This is a genomic window from Serratia proteamaculans (genome assembly GCF_004684015.1).
GTDB lineage: Bacteria > Pseudomonadota > Gammaproteobacteria > Enterobacterales > Enterobacteriaceae > Serratia > Serratia proteamaculans_F.
In genome coordinates this window covers 504,677-521,560 of record NZ_SRIA01000019.1, presented here as the reverse complement: position 1 = coordinate 521,560, position 16,884 = coordinate 504,677, and the positions used below count along the sequence as shown (strand labels likewise).

The following is a 16,884-nucleotide window of genomic DNA, read 5'->3' as shown; positions in this document are numbered from 1 at the left end:
CTTAGTGAATGCAGACGTCATTTTTATGAAATGGCAGCAGAAGCTGAGGAATAAGTAAGGGGCCTGGCATGCCGAAACGCCGGCAGGCTGCTTAACTATTCGCAAGCCCTGCAGAGCAGCCTGGATCTTTGAAATCAGGGAGAGGTGTCCTGTTTTTCGCCACCGGCCTCGGTGGTAGTTTGATAAGGGGCGAGCTTTTTTTCCTGATGATGGGGTACCGCGACCACCGCCGCATACAGCAGACGGCCAACCAAAATGATAAAGCTGACAAACAACACTATTTTTGTCATCTGTCCGGTGGTTTTTTTACGCATATATCACCCGGCATGCCGGTTTCCTGTGTCATTCAACGACGGTGAAAGCCGATAAATTGTAAACGGAATTTTAGCTATCGATGACAAATATTGTCCATTTATTTCCAGTTGGTCTCACCGGATATTTCACTTATGTTTATCCCAGGTTTCGGTTTATCTATAAGATCATGGGGTTAAGATAATACTAAAAATAGGCTTACACATTTTTACCCAACTTTTCCTTCTTGCTTGATCGCAGTCAAACCCTCTCTGACCCTGGCGCATAAAATTCCACTCCATTCTCCTGTCGCATATGTTACTTTCACTTTGCCTCATGAATGGATAGAGGTACGTAAAGGAACCTGCCTTATTACCTGAACGCGCGAATGGAATTGCGCCCTGACGGACTCGTTATTTTTATGGTCAAGCCAATATTCTGGAAGCATTTACGCGAGCGCTGGTGGGGTTATCCCCTCATCTGGGGCTTGTTGCTGATCCCGTTCGCCGGTTGGCTGTCACCGCGCATTATGCTGCCTGAGGCTAAAGTCTATCTGCTCTATTTGCCACTGGCCGCCTGCATTGCGTTGCTGATGGTCTACGACTGGCGGGCACTGCCGGGCATTACCCTGGCCATCATGTTTCGATACGCCAGCCGACTGGGGCTGGAGAGCGGCATATTGGTCACCTCGCTGTACCTGCTTTGTCTGATCCTGTGCTGGTTGGGGTATCGCAGCCAGACTCAGCGTCGCTGGTGCGCGGCCCCCGGCGTACCGGCCCTGGTCAAAGCGCGCTTGATCTGGTTGGTGGTGCTGCCGGCGTTGCTGTTTGTTTTCGGTCTGAAACTGCTGGTCGGTCTGGCACAAGTGCCTGACGAACTGGGGATGATGCCCGGTGACAGTGACTATTTGTTGGCTTTGGTCAATTTTCAGGCGCTGCTGTTGGGGTGTCTGTCCGCTATGCCGTTGTTCTACTTTATGTTACGTCTCTTGAACAAGCCCAGGTTCGCACTGACGCTATGGCGGCGTTTTGGCCGTGAAATGGCACCTACTGTCGATAGAAAAGAGTTGTCTCTGTGGCTGCTGGTGCTGGGCAGCATGGTGGCCTTGCTGTCTTACTACGCCAAAAATGCCCCCCCTTTGCTGCTGGGGGGCTATGGCCTGATATTGTTGCTGCCGGTGATGCTGTACGGTGCGATGCGCTTTGGCTATCAATTCAACTGTATTATCTGGTCTTCTACTTTACTGGTGCTGTTTTTCCATTATCCCGGCTATGCGCAGCGTGACAATTTATTGCATAACCTGGCGGTCATCTCTTCGATGATGGTGGTGTTTACCCTGTGCATTTACCTGATGTCGGCGCTCAATACCCGCCAGCGGTTAAGTCATGCCAGGGCGCAAAGCGCCGCGCTGCAAGATCCGGTGATTGGCTTGCCTAACCTGCGTGCCCTCAAGCGCGATCTGGCTCAGTCATTACCCTCAACGCTGTGTTTCCTGCGTGTTAGCGAGCTGGATTTGCTGAGCCGCAATTACGGTATGCAATTGCGCATTCGTTTCAAACAGCAGCTGGCGGCGCTGCTGCATCAGGTACTGGCCCCCGGTGAGGGGGTTTATCATCTGCCGGGTTATGATTTGTTGCTGCGGGTGGATGGCGAAGACAGCGAAGAAAAGGTTTTGCAGATTTACAGCGCGCTGGAGAAATTCCGTCTGATATGGAACGGGTTGCCGCTCCATCCCCCGCTGGGTTTAGGCTATTGCAGCCTGAATGCCGATTTCGAACATCTCTACCTTCTGCTGGGGGAACTTAGCTCGTTGGCCGAAGTATCATTGACCAGCGGCAAACCGGAGAGTGTGCAAAACGGCGGGCAATGGGTGCAGGAGGAAATCAAACGCAAAGTCGCGCTACTGCATGGCGTACAGCATTCGCTGGATAATGATGGGTTTATTCTGATGGCGCAGCCGATCGTGGGCCTGCGCGGTGACCGATATCATGAGATCCTGCTGCGCATGCGCGACGCGTGTGGAGAAATTATATCGCCTAATGATTTCCTGCCGGTGGCACATGAATTCGGCCTGGCCTATCGCCTGGACCTGTGGGTACTGCGCAATACACTGAAATTTATGGATCAGCATCGTGTCGAACTGCCCAGTGCGCGCTTTGCGGTTAATTTATCACCTACTTCGCTGTGCCGACCTATGCTGTGCCACGATGTCAATAACCTGCTGGAGCAGTACCAGATAGAGCCATACCAACTGACGCTGGAAGTGACCGAATCGCATCTGTTGCAAGATACTGCCTACGCCGGGGCCAACTTACAGGCACTGCGTGAGATGGGGTGTCGTATTGCGCTGGATGACTTTGGTACCGGCTATGCCAGCTACGACCGGCTGAAGATGCTGCCGGTCGACATGTTGAAAATCGACGGCAGTTTCGTGCGCGACATGCTGGCCAATCCGGTGGATTTCCAGGTGATTACGTCTATCTGTAAAGTGGCGCGTATGAAGCGGTTGACGATAGTAGCGGAATATGTGGAGAGCATGGAGCAGTTGGTCGCACTGAAAGGGGTCGGCGTGGATTATATGCAGGGCTACTTCATCGGCGAGCCACAGCCCTTGCTGGCGCTGTTACCGACACCACGTTGAGCGTTGCCCCCTGCAGGCAGGGGGCGAAAGACTCAGGCAGAGCGTTGCTCGTTTTGGGTATCTTCTTCTTCGCAAATCAGCTTCCAGCCGACGACGTCATTCCAGTAGGCCTGTTCACGTTCGAGATCCAGTTGTACCAGGTTGTTTAACGCCAGATAGCCGGCCGGGAAACGCAGCGTCCAGTGATTATCGTCGGTACTCAGGCGCAGCGTCTCGGGGGTGGTGGTCGACTGACGCTGGTTGTTGAGCAGGGTGCTCAAACGCAGCAGTTGGATCAGCGGCAGGTAATGCTTTTTCTTGAACAGGTTCAGCCGCGGCAGTTCTTCCAGCTTGATACCCTTGCGGTGGAAACGCACCAGCGCCGCCAGCAGCAACTGCTGCTCCTGATTAAAGCCAGGCAGGTTGGTGTTTTGCAAAATATAGGCCGAGTGGCGATGCATGCCGCTGTGGTTGATGCTCAGCCCCACCTCATGCAGCATGGCGGCCCATTTCAGCAGCGCTTCCAGCTGCGGATTTGCCAGCTTGGTGTTTTGCGCCATCCACTGGGCGTACAACAGCTCGGTGGTATCCAGCACTCGCTTGGCCTGTTCGCGATCGATATTGTAGTGATCGGCCAGGCTTTTGGCGGTACGGCTGCGGATGTCCTGATGGCGGAAACGGCCCTCCATCTCGTACAGCACACCTTCGCGCAGTGCACCGTCGGAAAGACGCAGATCGCGGATTGCCAGCGCGTCGAACACGCCGCACAGGATCGCCAGACCCGGTACAAACACCGACTGACGGTCTTCCGACAGCCCCGGCAGGCTCAGCGAACTGAAGCTTTTAAACTGCAATACCTGTTCTGCCAGCATTTCCAGGCGTTCCAGGGTGATCAGGCCATCTTTTTCGCCCATCTCCACCAGCACTTCGTGTGCGGCCTTGATGGTGCCGGAGGCACCCAATGCGTATTGCCAGCCCTGGATGCGGTACTGCCAGGCCAGGGTTTCCAGTTTTTGTGCCGCTGCCAGGCGCGCACGCTTGAAATTGTTTTTGCTGATTTCCCCTCCTGGGAAAAACTGCTGAGCAAAGCTGACGCAGCCCATGCGGCGGCTTTCCGCCAGCAGCGGCTCAAAGTCTTCGCCGATCACCAGCTCGGTAGAACCACCGCCGATATCGATCACCAGCTTGCGGCCTTTTTCAGGCTGAGTGTGCTCCACGCCCATAAAGATCAGACGTGCTTCTTCCTGCCCGGCGATGATTTCAATCGGGTAGGGGATCACTTTGGCTGCACGTTTGAGAAACACTTCCGCGTTAACGGCCTGACGCAGGGTGTGAGTACCGACGATGGTGACGTTATCCGCCGGGAAACCCTGCAGCCGTTCGGCAAACAGCGCCAGGCAGGCCAGTCCACGCTCTATTGCCTCTTCACTGAGCACATTGTTGCTGTCCAATCCATCGGCGAGGTGAACCCGTTGTTTTAAACGGCCCAATACCTGTAAAGCGCCGTTGACGACGCGGGCAATCACCATATGGAAGCTGTTCGACCCGAGGTCGATGGCAGCAATTTCCTGCGGTTTGTTTGTTGCAGTGCTTTTTAGCGGCATAGTTGCTGGCCTACTGTCCTGGTTGTTCCAGAGCTTTTAAATACTCGTAAATGGCAACCTGAGAACGGACTTTACGGCGATTGCCGCGTGGTACGTACTGGTTGCTCAGTTCTTTATCGAGGTAACGTGCCTTGACCGTGTCGCTGAACAGGATTTCCAGAATATCCAGAACCCGTTGTTTCAGCGTTGGATCCAGCAGCGAGACCGCGACTTCGATGCGGTAATCTATGTTACGGGTCATCCAGTCGGCGGAGGACAGATAAACCAGTTTGTCACCTTTGTTTTCGAAAACGTAAACCCGGTCGTGTTCCAGATAGCGGTCGACGATGCTGATTACTTGAATATTGTCACTGATCCCCGGCAGGTTGGGAATCAAAGAACACATACCTCGCACCAACAGGCGGATTTTTACACCGGCGCCGGATGCGGTATATAACCGATCTACCAGCCCTTTATCCACCAGATTGTTGATTTTCAGCATAATGCCGGCGGGAAGCCCGGCCTCGGCATTGGCAATTTCCCGGTCGATCAGCTCATACAGCTTCAGGCGCGAGTTCTGCGGCGACACCATCAGGTTGTCGAAGGTGACCGGCCGGTACGGGTTTTCGATAAAGTTAAACACCCGACGCACTTCGTTGGTGATGCGTGAGTCGGCGGTCAGCAACGAATAGTCGGTATAAATACGCGCGGTTTTCTCGTTAAAGTTGCCGGTACCGATATGAGCATAGCGCACAATCTCGTCGCCTTCACGGCGTGAGATCAGGAACAGCTTGGCGTGAATTTTCAGACCCGGAGCCGAGAAGATAACGTGCACGCCGGCTTCCGTCAGACGCTTGGCCCAGTGGATGTTGGCCTCTTCATCAAAACGGGCCTGCAGCTCCACCACCACCGTGACTTTCTTGCCGTTATGGGCGGCGTGGATCATCGATTCGATAATGCGCGAGTCTTTCGCCACGCGGTAAATATTGATTTTTATCGCCAGCACACTCGGGTCAAACGATGCCTGACGCACCAGTTCTAGCACGTGTTCAAAGGTGTGGTACGGGTAGTAAAGCAGCACGTCCTGTTCGCGGATGGCATCAAAACCGTTGCGGAACTTTTCGAACCAGGTATGGCGCAGGCGTGGCAGCGGCTTATTGACCAGATTGGCCTTGCCGACGTTCGGGAAACCAATAAAGTCTTTAAAATTATGGTAGCGGCCACCGGCGATCACCGAGTCGTAGTTGGAGATACCCAGCTTGCCGCGCAGCAATTCCACCATTTCATTCGGCATGTCGCGCTGATAAACAAAACGTACCGGCTCAGCGGTCAGGCGCTGTTTCAGGCTGGAGGACATCAGTTCCAGCAGGCTCGATTCCATCTCGGTGACCAGATCGTATTCCGCGTCGCGGGTCATTTTCATCGAATAGGCATTGAGCGCGTCGTAGTCGAAAAAGCCCTTGAAAATATCGTCCAGGCAGTAGCGCAGAATGTTGTCCAGCAGGATCATCGGTTTGCGACGGCGCGGGGCTTCCGGCGGCAGGTTGACGAAGCGTGGCACCTTGTCGGACGGGATCTCCAGCAGCGCGTACTCGATATGCGTGCCACGGATAATCTCTACCGCCAGATAGGTGTAATCGTCTTTCAGGAACTGCACCAGGTTGGTTTCGTGGTTGATCAGGATGGGCGTGATGTGCTGACGCAGATGCTGCTTGAAGTATTGTCGTAGCCAGATTTGCTGGTTCTCCGACACCTGACGTTCGTTGATCAGGAAGATCTGATTACGTGCCATTTCCAGCAGCAAATCGTTATACAGGCTGTCGAATTCTTGATCGGTTTTTAATACCTTGGCCTGGATCTTTTTCAGCAGATGGCGAGAAGCGCCGCCAGAGCCTTGTTCTTCGCTGATCAGGATGCGTCGTTTGAGATCGGCAAAGCGGACCTTATAAAACTCATCAAGGTTATTGGAATAAATGCCCAGAAAACGCATGCGCTCAATCAGGGGATTGCTCTTATCTGCGGCTTCCTGCAATACGCGTTCATTAAAGGATAACCAACTTAGTTCTTTTTCGATGTAGAGCTTTTCCAGACCCATTGCCACTCCAGTTCAATTTTAGAAAAGGATCCAGGACGCAGCCCGGATGCCGCTTCAGTATTCTTCATCATTATTGCGAGAGATTGACAGGAAAGTCCAACATATCCATTACCTTGATACGAGGCCTTTTTAAGGCGTAAAAATATTTTCTGCGGCCCTGGCGCGGTTTGTCATTTCCTGTTGGCATAAAATGGCATCTTTCATGCTTTATAATTATAGATATGATCGGGTTTATCATCATTTTTCAGCAATATAACCACCTCATAATGCCGCTTGGCAGCGTAATATTCGATGCGCCAGATGAGCATCTTTGTCATGCAAACGTCATAAAACTGACATAAGATGCCCGGTTATTCTATGGCGCAAGCCTGCTTACTTCAGTGACAGCGAGAGACATGGCACAAACTACGGTAAACCAACATCCCCGGGATCGCCTGCGTGCGCGCATCGACCGTAGCGTGCAGGCGGCCGTGACCGTCAGCGGGCTGCTGGTGCTGATGACGTTAATGCTGATCTTCGTTTACCTGCTGTTTGCGGTGCTGCCGCTGTTTAAACCGGCGGCGATGGGGCAGGCAAAGCCGTTACCGATTAGCGCCACCGCGCCTGCGCTGGCACTGGGTATGGATGTGCAGCAGCGCATCGGCTATCGCATTGATGCGCAGGGGCTGGGGCAGTTTTACCGTCTGACGCCGCAGGGCTCCGCCGGGGCCGGATCACCGCTGACGCAGCAGCCATTGCTGACCAAACCGATGTTGCTGACCCAGGCGGCCGGGGAACGTGACCTGTTTGCCCTGGCGCAGGCCGACGGTCGCTTTATCGTTGCCAGTGCGGATTTCGCCGCTGCGAGCACCTCTGCACCACAGTGGTTGTTCCCGCTTGGGCAACGGCCATTGGCGCTGGATAAACAGGGGCGCCCCTTGGCATTGTTGGCACTGTCTGAAGCGCGGCACGGTCAGTATTTGCTGGCCGGGGTGACCGAAGACCGGCGTTTGGTGTTTGGCCGTTTTGGCAGCGACCAGGCGCCGCAGCTGAGTGAAAGCCCGCTGGAGAGCGCGGTGCAACAGTTGGTGCTGACGCCGGACGGCCGTCAGTTGTATCTGCTGTCGGGTAACCGACTGGCGCGCTATCAAATTAATGACACCCAATTACAGCTTAAAGAAACACGTATCCTCGGCGATCGCACTCCCTATCAACTGACTGCCTTGCCCGGCGGCAGTGCGTTATTGATTGAAGCGGCTGACGGTAGCCTGCGTGAATGGTTTGATGTTGAAAAAGATCGGCGCTGGCAACTGACGCCAGTGCAGCATTTCGACCATCAGTCCGAGCCACGGGATTTGCTGGTGGCCGAACCTTATCGTCGGGTGTTCGCTACCCTGAGACCCGACGGGGGCTTCTCGCTGTTTTCCAGCATTCAGCCGCAGCCGTTGTTGAATGGCAGGTTGAGCACCGGCGTACAGCAAATGGCGTTTGCTCCACGTGGTGACGGCCTACTGCTGGAAACGGCGCAGGGCTGGCAGCATTATCCGATCGATAACCCTTATCCCGACGTCACCTGGCGCTCACTGTGGCATAAGGTGTGGTATGAGAATTACCCCGAACCGGCCTATGTATGGCAATCCACTTCCGGTGAGGACAGCTATCAGGCCAAGTTCAGCCTGATGCCGGTCATTTTTGGCACCTTTAAGGCGGCGGCCTATGCCATGCTGTTTGCCATTCCGCTGGCATTGGCCGGGGCCGTTTACACCGCCTATTTCATGTCGGCCGGACTACGGCGGGTGATCAAGCCGGCGATCGAGGTGATGGGCGCACTGCCAACGGTGGTGATTGGGCTGGTGGCCGGTATCTGGCTGGCGCCGGTAATTGAACATTATCTGTTGGCGGTGCTTTCACTGCCGCTGTTGTTGGCGGTGGTGGTGCTGGCCTGCGGTGCTCTGGTGAACAAGCTGGCACCGCGCCGCTTGCCGCCGGGTATGGATCTGCTGATCCTGCTGCCGCTGATGATACTGACCGTCTGGCTGGCGTTCAGCGTGGGGCCGTGGCTGGAGGTCAAACTGTTTGGCGAGCCGCTGCATTTCTGGCTGGGCGATGATTACGACCAGCGCAATGCACTGGTGGTGGGTGTGGCAATGGGTTTCGCACTGGTACCGATCATCTTCTCACTGGCGGAAGACGCCTTGTTCAGCGTACCGGCCACCCTGAGCCAGGGATCGCTGGCGCTGGGCGCGACCCAGTGGCAAACCGTGATGCGGGTGGTGTTGCCTTCGGCCAGTGCCGGTATTTTTTCGGCGCTGATGATCGGCTTTGGCAGAGCGGTGGGTGAAACCATGATTGTACTGATGGCGACCGGCAACACGCCGGTGATCGACGGCAGCCTGTTCCAGGGCTTGCGCGCCCTGGCGGCCAATATCGCCATTGAAATGCCGGAGGCGGTGGCCAACAGCAGCCACTACCGGGTCTTGTTCCTGACCGCACTGGTGCTGTTTATTTTCACCTTTGTCTTCAACACGCTGGCGGAGGCTGTCCGTCTGCGTCTGCGTAAACGCTATACCCTGAATCAGGAGGCGCCATGAGGCTTTGGGCCAAGAGCGGCTCGCCGTGGATCTGGCTGACAGCCGGATCGGTGGCCGTCAGCCTGCTGGCGTTGATTGGCATTATGCTGTTGCTGGCCGGGCAGGGGATGCGCTATTTCTGGCCCAGCCCGGTCTACCAGTTTGAACTCAATCAGAGCGGCGCAGGTTCGGTGACCCTGATTGGCGAACTGTACCAACAGCAGAGCATTCCGCGCCGTCAATTGCTGGAGTCCGGCGTTGCCTTGCCGCCAGGAGATGCGCAGAGTTTTGAGCGCTATCTGATCAAAGTGGGTAACCGTGAGAGCGAAGGGCAAGACTTCCGCACACTGTTGGCCGGTGACATTCTGAGCCAAAGCACGCCGCGTAATCTGCTGGTACTTGAGCGCAATAATAATGGTACCGCCTATGGGTATCTGGCCGGCATGCTGGAGGACGGCCAGCCGTTGACCGGGCGAAATCTCAGCCAGGCGCTGTTGCAGCGTTTGCCGCAAATTGCTGCGCTTTCGCGACAGGCGCATGATATTCAGTTCCGCGATATGGCGCGTATCAACCAACGGTTTGATGCGCTGCGCCTGCGGGAGAAAAGCCTGCTGCATGACGACAAGCTCGACGCCCGTGCGCAGGCGTCCATCAACGCTGAGAGACTGGAGCTGCAACGTCAGTATCGGTTGTTGTCTGACCGACTGGAAGGCTTGAACCGCGATCGTCATCGTGATGCGCTGCTGCTGCGTGATATGCACGGCCAGGTTCATACGATTGCGCTCAGTCAGGTGCGCGATGCCTGGTATCCCAACGCGATGAATACCACACAGAAGCTGGTGCACTGGGGCGAGCAGGTAAAGAAATTCCTTACTGACAGCCCACGTGAGGCCAATACCGAAGGCGGCGTATTCCCGGCCATTTTCGGCACGGTGCTGATGGTGATCCTGATGTCGATTGTGGTGATGCCGTTTGGCGTCATTGCCGCGGTTTATCTGCACGAGTACGCCGGTAATAATTTGCTGACGCGGTTGATCCGCATTGCGGTGGTGAATCTGGCTGGCGTACCTTCGATTGTCTACGGGGTGTTTGGTCTGGGCTTCTTTGTTTATATGATTGGCGGCACGCTCGATCAACTGTTCTTCCCGGAGTCGCTGCCCAACCCGACCTTTGGCACGCCGGGCGTGTTGTGGGCGGCATTGACGCTGGCGCTGCTGACGCTGCCGGTGGTGATTGTCGCCACCGAAGAGGGGCTGTCGCGTATTCCTGCCTCTCTGCGTCAGGGGTCGTTGGCTTTGGGGGCCAGTCGGGCGGAAACGCTGTGGCGCATTGTTTTACCCATGGCAGCCCCCGCGATGATGACAGGCTTGATCCTGGCGGTAGCGCGCGCCGCGGGAGAGACCGCGCCGCTGATGCTGGTGGGCGTGGTGAAATCCGTGCCGGTGCTGCCGGTAGATGATATTTTCCCGTATCTGCATCTGGAGCGGAAGTTTATGCACCTGAGCTTCCAGATTTACGATATGGCCTTCCAGAGTCCGAGCGTAGAAGCCGCCCGGCCGCTGGTGTTTGCCACCGCCTTCCTGCTGGTGGCGATTGTGGTGGGGTTGAATCTGGCGGCGATGGGCATCCGACACTCGCTAAGGGAGCGGTACAAAGCATGGTCGCAGTAACAATGAAGCTATTGCTGGAGAGTGCCCAATGGGTTTGATGACGCCAGGCAGTTTGCCCCGGCTGGATGTCCAGCATCTTGATGATGAAGATACCGCGTTGGCGGTAAAGAGTCTCAACCTGTTCTATGGTGAAAAGCAGGTATTGCACGATATTTCACTGCGTATCCCGAAACACCGGGTGACGGCGCTGATCGGCCCCTCCGGCTGCGGTAAATCGACGCTACTGCGCTGTTTCAACCGCATGAATGATTTGGTGGATAATTGCCGGATTGAGGGCGAACTGCAACTTAACGGCCAGGGTATATCCGGGACGCAGATCGACGTTGCGGCGCTGAGACGGCGGGTCGGTATGGTGTTCCAGCGCCCGAATCCCTTCCCGAAGTCGATTTATGAAAACGTGGTTTACGGCCTGCGGCTGCAGGGCGTGCGTGACAGGCGCATTCTTGATGAAGCGGTGGAACGTTCGCTGCGTGCCGCGGCGTTGTGGCACGAGGTAAAAGACCGGCTGCGCGAGAACGCGTTTCGCCTTTCCAGCGGCCAGCAACAGAGGTTGGTGATTGCGCGGGCGATCGCCATCGAACCGGAAGTGCTGCTGCTCGACGAACCGACCTCGGCGCTGGATCCGATCTCCACGCTAACCATTGAAGAGCTGATTTCTGCGCTGAAGCAGCACTACAGCGTGGTGTTGGTGACACACAACATGCAGCAGGCGGCGCGGGTATCCGATTACACGGCGTTTATTCACCAGGGTCGATTGGTGGAATACAACGATACCGATGACATTTTCACCTCGCCGCGCCAGCGCCGTACCGAGGATTACATTACCGGGCGCTATGGTTAAACAGCCATGATGGCTTGCCGTTGGTGACAGTGAACGCAGGTATTGATGATGCTAAAAACCCGCTTTCGCGGGTTTTTTGTTCACTTCACCAGGGGTTTATCGCTGGCAGCGGTTTTGAACTTCGCCATGTACTGCGGCTGGAAAATACACATGCGCAGCACGGTGCGGTATTCACCGTAAACGAAGAACTCATCGATCAGCTCACCTTCTACCTCGAAGCCCAGCTTGCTGTAAATGTGGATCGCCTTCGGGTTCTCTTTGTCGACGATCAGATACAGCTTATACAGGTTCAGCACCGAGAAGCCGTATTCCATCGCCAGCTTGGCGGCGATAGTGGCGTAGCCTTTACCCTGATGGGTCGGGTCGATGATGATCTGGAATTCCGCGCGGCGGTGGATGTGGTCGATCTCCACCAGTTCCACCAGCCCGACTTTGGCGCCCTGGTGTTCGATAATAAAGCGGCGTTCGCTCTGATCGTGGATGTGCTTGTCGTACAGGTCGGAAAGCTCAACAAAGGCTTCGTAAGGTTCTTCGAACCAATAACGCATCACGCTGGCGTTGTTGTCCATCTGGTGGACGAACGTCAAATCATCCCGTTCCAGTGGGCGTAGCTTGACGTTGGTAGGGCTGGACATGGGGGTTCCTTATGTCGTGGATGGGTACCAATGATAATACCGGACAATATATTATGGTCAGGATAAGGGGCGGAGTCGCGTATTTTTTCGTAAACAAAGCCGTTATACTGCCTGAAATATAGACAATTTAGAGAGGGCGTATTCCATGGCGATAAAACCTCCACTTTCTACCTTGCCGGTGCTGGGTTCGGCCGAGCAAACAGAGAGCTACGATCGGTGGTACCGGGGCAAGATTGAGGCAGCCATTAACAGTGAGCAGCCAAGAATTCCGCACGAACAAGTGATGACTGAACTGCAAACTCGTTTAGCGGCAAAGAAAAAATTGCGCAAAATGGGATGATCAATGCGGATAGAATGGAGCAGTGAAGCTCAGGAAGAGCTATGGAGCATTATTGATTATATCGATGACAGAAACCCGCGGGCTGTGCGAAAATTGCAGCACGAAATCGAAGCTGTGGTACCTTCCCTGCCGTTAAACCCCTTAATGCACCGTTTGGGTAGGGTAGATAATACGCGTGAAATTGTCGTCCATCCCAACTACCTGATTGTTTATAGAATCATCGGACATATAGAAGTTCTGAGTGTTATTCATGCCAAACGAGAATATCCCCGAATAAAAAACCCCGGCTGAAAGCCAGGGTTTGAAGAATCTCAAGAGACACTTTAGTCAGCGGCATGCCCTTGTTCGGGCAGGCGCTTGCCATCGAGCCAGGCCGCGCCATCACGCATCGCCAACCGACCTTCGACAAACCAGTTCACCACCAGCGGGTAAATCAGGTGTTCCTGTGTTTGCACTCGCTCAACCACCTCATCCTCCTCGTCACCGGGGAAGATTGGCACCTTGGCTTGCAAAATCACCGGGCCGCCGTCGAGCTGTTCGGTCACGAAGTGCACCGAGGTGCCGTGTTCGCTGTCACCGTTGTCGATGGCTTGCCGGTGGGTGTGCAAGCCAGGATATTTCGGTAACAGGGAAGGGTGGATGTTCAGCATGCGTCCGGCAAAATGCTGCACGAACTGCGGGCTGAGAATGCGCATATAACCCGCCAGCACCACCAAATCCGGTTGATACTGGTCAATGGCTTCTGCCAGTGCGACGTCAAACGCCGCACGGTCGGCATAGGCCTTGGCATCCAGCGCATGGGCGGCAATGTCTGCCGCTTGCGCACGTTGCAGGCCATAAGCCTGCGCCCGGTTGCTGAATACCGCCACAATTTCGGCGGCAATCCGGCCCTGCTGGCAGGCATCAATCAGCGCCTGGAGATTACTCCCCTGGCCGGAGACCAACACCACGATCTTTTTCATCAGTTGATGACCACTTGTTGTTCGTCAGAAGAAGCGGTCAGTTTACCGATCTTCCACGCTTTTTCACCGGCAGCGGTCAACAATGCGATGGCGGACTCAACCAATTCTTCCGGCAGTGCGATCACCATGCCCACGCCACAGTTAAAGGTGCGGTACATTTCATGACGGCTGACGTTGCCGGTCTGCTGCAGCCAGCTGAAGACGGCCGGCCACTGCCAGCTGGATTCGTCGATCACTGCCTGCATGCCTTCCGGCAGTACGCGCGGGATGTTTTCCCAGAAGCCGCCACCGGTCAGGTGAGCGATAGCGTGCACGTCGATTTTCTCGATCAGCTCCAGCACGGATTTCACATAAATTTTGGTCGGGGCCAGCAAGTGGTCAGCCAGCGTTTTGCCTTCCAGATCGGTAGTGGTTGGGTCGGTGTTGCTGACTTCCAGAATTTTACGCACCAGCGAGTAGCCGTTGGAGTGCGGGCCAGAAGCGCCCAAAGCAATCAGGGCATCGCCGGATTGAACCTTGCTGCCGTCGATGATTTCGGATTTTTCGACCACGCCGACGCAAAAGCCGGCCACATCGTAATCTTCGCCATGATACATGCCCGGCATTTCGGCGGTTTCACCCCCTACCAACGCACAACCGGACTGCTTGCAGCCCTCGGCGATACCGGTGATCACGCTGGCCGCGGTGTCCACGTCCAGTTTGCCGGTTGCGAAGTAATCCAGGAAGAACAGAGGCTCAGCGCCCTGTACTACCAAGTCGTTCACACACATTGCAACCAGATCGATGCCGATGGTGTCGTGTCGTTTCAGGTCCATCGCCAGACGCAGCTTGGTGCCTACGCCGTCGGTACCGGAAACCAGTATCGGTTCGCGGTATTTCTGCGGCAACGCACACAGGGCGCCAAAACCGCCCAGACCACCCATCACTTCAGGGCGGCGGGTCTGTTTAACTACACCTTTGATGCGGTCTACCAATGCATTGCCAGCATCGATATCGACACCTGCGTCTTTATAGCTGAGAGAGGTTTTGTCGGTCACTGCGCGATCCCCACGACGGTTTGCGGTTTGAAAACTGTGCATCCGGCATTGATTCCGGACTAAGGCGCGGCAATTCTAACAGCGCAGGCAAACGTTTGCGAGTGGCTTGTGAACCAGCTCCGCTTTTTCGTCATCTATACTGTTATTCAATCTTTTGTTGATCCTGATCGGGCTATTGTGGGTGGCGCAGTCGGCAAAAGGAGGTATAATCCGGCGATTTTTTTGGCCGTCAACCACCTTAATAGGAGAAAAATGATGAAGATCGTTGAGGTGAAACACCCGCTGGTGAAACACAAGCTTGGCCTGATGCGTGAAAATGACATCAGCACCAAACGCTTCCGTGAGCTGGCTTCGGAAGTGGGTAGTTTGCTGACCTATGAAGCGACCGCCGATCTGGAAACAGAGAAAGTGACCATCGATGGCTGGTGTGGTCCGGTTGAAATTGACCAGATTAAAGGGAAAAAAATTACCGTCGTACCTATCCTGCGTGCCGGTCTGGGCATGATGGAAGGGGTACTGGAAAACGTCCCTAGCGCGCGCATCAGCGTAGTTGGCGTTTACCGTGACGAAGAAACCCTGGAGCCGGTACCTTATTTCCAAAAGCTGGTGTCCAACATCGAAGAGCGTCTGGCGTTGGTGGTTGATCCGATGCTGGCGACCGGTGGCTCGATGATCGCCACTATCGATCTGCTGAAGAAAGCCGGCTGCAACAGCATCAAGGTGCTGGTACTGGTCGCGGCACCGGAAGGTATCGCTGCGCTGGAGAAAGCGCATCCGGACGTTGAACTGTACACCGCTTCTATCGATCAATGCCTGAATGACAAGGGCTACATCGTGCCGGGCCTGGGTGATGCGGGCGATAAGATATTTGGTACCAAATAAAAATTGAAGCCGACGTGAGTCGGCTTTTTTTTGACCGGAAAATAATTAGAGGAAAAACCCCATGACTCGTCGCGTCATCGGCGTCAGTGAACGCCCGCCGCTACTGCAGACCATTCCGCTCAGCTTCCAGCATCTGTTCGCCATGTTTGGTGCTACCGTGCTGGTGCCTATCCTGTTCAAGATCAACCCGGCGACGGTGTTGCTGTTTAACGGCATCGGCACGCTGCTGTATCTGTTTATCTGCAAGGGCAAGATCCCGGCCTATCTCGGTTCCAGCTTTGCCTTTATCTCTCCGGTACTGTTGCTGCTGCCATTGGGTTATGAAGTGGCGTTGGGTGGTTTCATCATGTGTGGGGTGCTGTTCTGCCTGGTAGGGCTGCTGGTCAAAAAAGCCGGAACCGGCTGGCTGGACGTGATATTCCCGCCGGCGGCGATGGGGGCGATTGTCGCGGTTATAGGTCTGGAATTGGCGGGTGTGGCGGCCAATATGGCGGGCCTGCTGCCGGCCGACGGCGTTAGCGCGGATACCACGACCATAACCATTTCGCTGGTGACGCTGGGCGTGACGATCCTCGGTTCGGTGCTGTTTCGCGGTTTTCTGGCAATAATCCCGATATTGATTGGCGTGTTGGTGGGCTATGCGCTGTCGTTCTTTATGGGCGTGGTGGATTTAACCCCGATCCGTGAAGCGCACTGGTTTGCGTTGCCGACTTTCTACACGCCACGTTTTGAATGGTTTGCCATCTTCACCATTCTGCCCGCGGCACTGGTGGTGATCGCCGAGCACGTCGGTCATCTGGTGGTGACGGCCAATATCGTGAAAAAAGATTTGCTGCGTGACCCTGGTTTGCACCGTTCCATGTTTGCCAACGGCATCTCGACGGTGATCTCCGGTTTCTTCGGCTCAACGCCCAACACCACCTACGGTGAGAATATCGGCGTGATGGCAATCACCAAGGTTTACAGCACCTGGGTGATTGGTGGCGCGGCGGTTCTGGCGATCCTGCTGTCCTGCGTTGGCAAGTTGGCGGCGGCCATTCAGGCGGTGCCGGTGCCGGTTATGGGCGGCGTATCCCTGTTGCTGTACGGGGTGATCGGTGCGTCCGGTATTCGCGTGCTGATTGAATCCAAGGTGGATTACAACAAGGCGCAGAACCTGATCCTGACGTCGGTGATCCTGATTATCGGCGTCAGCGGTGCCAAGGTGCATATCGGTGCTGCCGAGCTGAAAGGCATGGCGTTGGCGACCATTGTTGGCATCGGTCTCAGCTTGCTGTTTAAGGTGATCAGCCTGTACCGCAAGGAAGAGGTCGTTCTCGAAGAGCCGGATGAACCCGCTGAACAGAAATAATGAATGAAAAACGGGCAGCCCATGAGCT

14 protein-coding genes are annotated in these 16,884 nt (G+C 55.3%); 8 read left to right on the top strand and 6 right to left on the bottom strand.

The features are described 5' to 3' along the window. Positions 1 to 134 precede the first annotated feature (134 nt). The gene (locus E5C26_RS18125; protein WP_135317541.1) at positions 135 to 314 is read right to left on the bottom strand and encodes a YfgG family protein; all 180 of its coding nucleotides are present in this window, start codon (positions 312 to 314) and stop codon (positions 135 to 137) included. A 398-nt stretch (positions 315 to 712) separates the two neighbouring features. Between E5C26_RS18125 and E5C26_RS18120 the strand changes: the two genes are divergently transcribed. Continuing rightward, positions 713 to 2,932: an EAL domain-containing protein gene (locus E5C26_RS18120; RefSeq protein WP_240776082.1), complete on the top strand. Its 2,220-nt coding sequence runs from the start codon at positions 713 to 715 to the stop codon at positions 2,930 to 2,932. A gap of 32 nt (positions 2,933 to 2,964) precedes the next feature. On the opposite strand, the gene ppx is transcribed toward E5C26_RS18120, so the two are convergent. Both ppx and ppk1 read right to left on the bottom strand, forming a co-directional pair. Continuing rightward, a complete protein-coding gene (gene ppx / locus E5C26_RS18115) occupies positions 2,965 to 4,515 on the bottom strand; it encodes an exopolyphosphatase (protein ID WP_135317539.1) in 1,551 nt (516 codons plus the stop codon). A 10-nt stretch (positions 4,516 to 4,525) separates the two neighbouring features. After that, positions 4,526 to 6,589, bottom strand: coding sequence for a polyphosphate kinase 1 (ppk1, locus tag E5C26_RS18110; RefSeq protein ID WP_135317538.1), 2,064 nt, complete (start codon positions 6,587 to 6,589; stop codon positions 4,526 to 4,528). A 395-nt stretch (positions 6,590 to 6,984) separates the two neighbouring features. On the opposite strand from ppk1, the gene E5C26_RS18105 reads away from it, so the two are divergent. Genes E5C26_RS18105 through pstB form a run of 3 tightly spaced genes read left to right on the top strand, consistent with a single transcriptional unit; the run spans position 6,985 to position 11,649 of the window. Then, positions 6,985 to 9,159, top strand: coding sequence for an ABC transporter permease subunit (locus E5C26_RS18105; RefSeq protein ID WP_135317537.1), 2,175 nt, complete (start codon positions 6,985 to 6,987; stop codon positions 9,157 to 9,159). Beyond that, positions 9,156 to 10,808, top strand: a complete 1,653-nt coding sequence (gene pstA, locus E5C26_RS18100) for a phosphate ABC transporter permease PstA (RefSeq protein WP_135317536.1) — start codon at positions 9,156 to 9,158, stop codon at positions 10,806 to 10,808. Before E5C26_RS18105 ends, pstA begins: the two co-directional genes overlap by 4 nt. A gap of 28 nt (positions 10,809 to 10,836) precedes the next feature. Next, positions 10,837 to 11,649 (top strand): phosphate ABC transporter ATP-binding protein PstB, encoded by an 813-nt coding sequence (gene pstB / locus E5C26_RS18095; protein ID WP_135317535.1) that lies wholly within the window; start codon positions 10,837 to 10,839, stop codon positions 11,647 to 11,649. An 80-nt stretch (positions 11,650 to 11,729) separates the two neighbouring features. Here the strand turns inward: pstB and speG are convergent, their stop codons facing one another. Next, on the bottom strand, positions 11,730 to 12,284 hold the full coding sequence (speG, locus tag E5C26_RS18090) for a spermidine N1-acetyltransferase (RefSeq protein ID WP_099062596.1): 555 nt from the start codon (positions 12,282 to 12,284) through the stop codon (positions 11,730 to 11,732). Positions 12,285 to 12,429: 145 nt separating this feature from the next. Here speG and relB point away from each other — a divergent pair, with 145 nt between their 5' ends. Both relB and E5C26_RS18080 read left to right on the top strand, forming a co-directional pair. Beyond that, positions 12,430 to 12,624: a type II toxin-antitoxin system RelB family antitoxin gene (relB, locus tag E5C26_RS18085; protein ID WP_135317534.1), complete on the top strand. Its 195-nt coding sequence runs from the start codon at positions 12,430 to 12,432 to the stop codon at positions 12,622 to 12,624. A 3-nt stretch (positions 12,625 to 12,627) separates the two neighbouring features. Then, entirely contained in the window at positions 12,628 to 12,915 is a 288-nt protein-coding gene (locus tag E5C26_RS18080; protein WP_135317533.1) for a type II toxin-antitoxin system RelE/ParE family toxin, read from the top strand. 32 nt (positions 12,916 to 12,947) lie between these two features. Here E5C26_RS18080 and purN read toward each other — a convergent pair whose 3' ends face one another. Both purN and purM read right to left on the bottom strand, forming a co-directional pair. Further along, positions 12,948 to 13,586 carry a phosphoribosylglycinamide formyltransferase gene (purN, locus tag E5C26_RS18075; protein ID WP_135317532.1) on the bottom strand — a complete coding sequence of 213 codons (639 nt, stop codon included), beginning with the start codon at positions 13,584 to 13,586 and terminating at the stop codon, positions 12,948 to 12,950. After that, the gene (gene purM / locus E5C26_RS18070) at positions 13,586 to 14,623 is read right to left on the bottom strand and encodes a phosphoribosylformylglycinamidine cyclo-ligase (RefSeq protein ID WP_135317714.1); all 1,038 of its coding nucleotides are present in this window, start codon (positions 14,621 to 14,623) and stop codon (positions 13,586 to 13,588) included. The genes purN and purM overlap by 1 nt, the downstream gene beginning before the upstream one ends. Before the next feature lie 255 nt (positions 14,624 to 14,878). Here purM and upp point away from each other — a divergent pair, with 255 nt between their 5' ends. After that, complete coding sequence (upp, locus tag E5C26_RS18065) at positions 14,879 to 15,505, top strand: uracil phosphoribosyltransferase (protein ID WP_017893631.1); 627 nt, start codon at positions 14,879 to 14,881, stop codon at positions 15,503 to 15,505. A 61-nt stretch (positions 15,506 to 15,566) separates the two neighbouring features. Next, complete coding sequence (gene uraA / locus E5C26_RS18060; RefSeq protein WP_135317531.1) at positions 15,567 to 16,856, top strand: uracil permease; 1,290 nt, start codon at positions 15,567 to 15,569, stop codon at positions 16,854 to 16,856. The last annotated feature ends 28 nt before the right edge of the window (positions 16,857 to 16,884 follow it).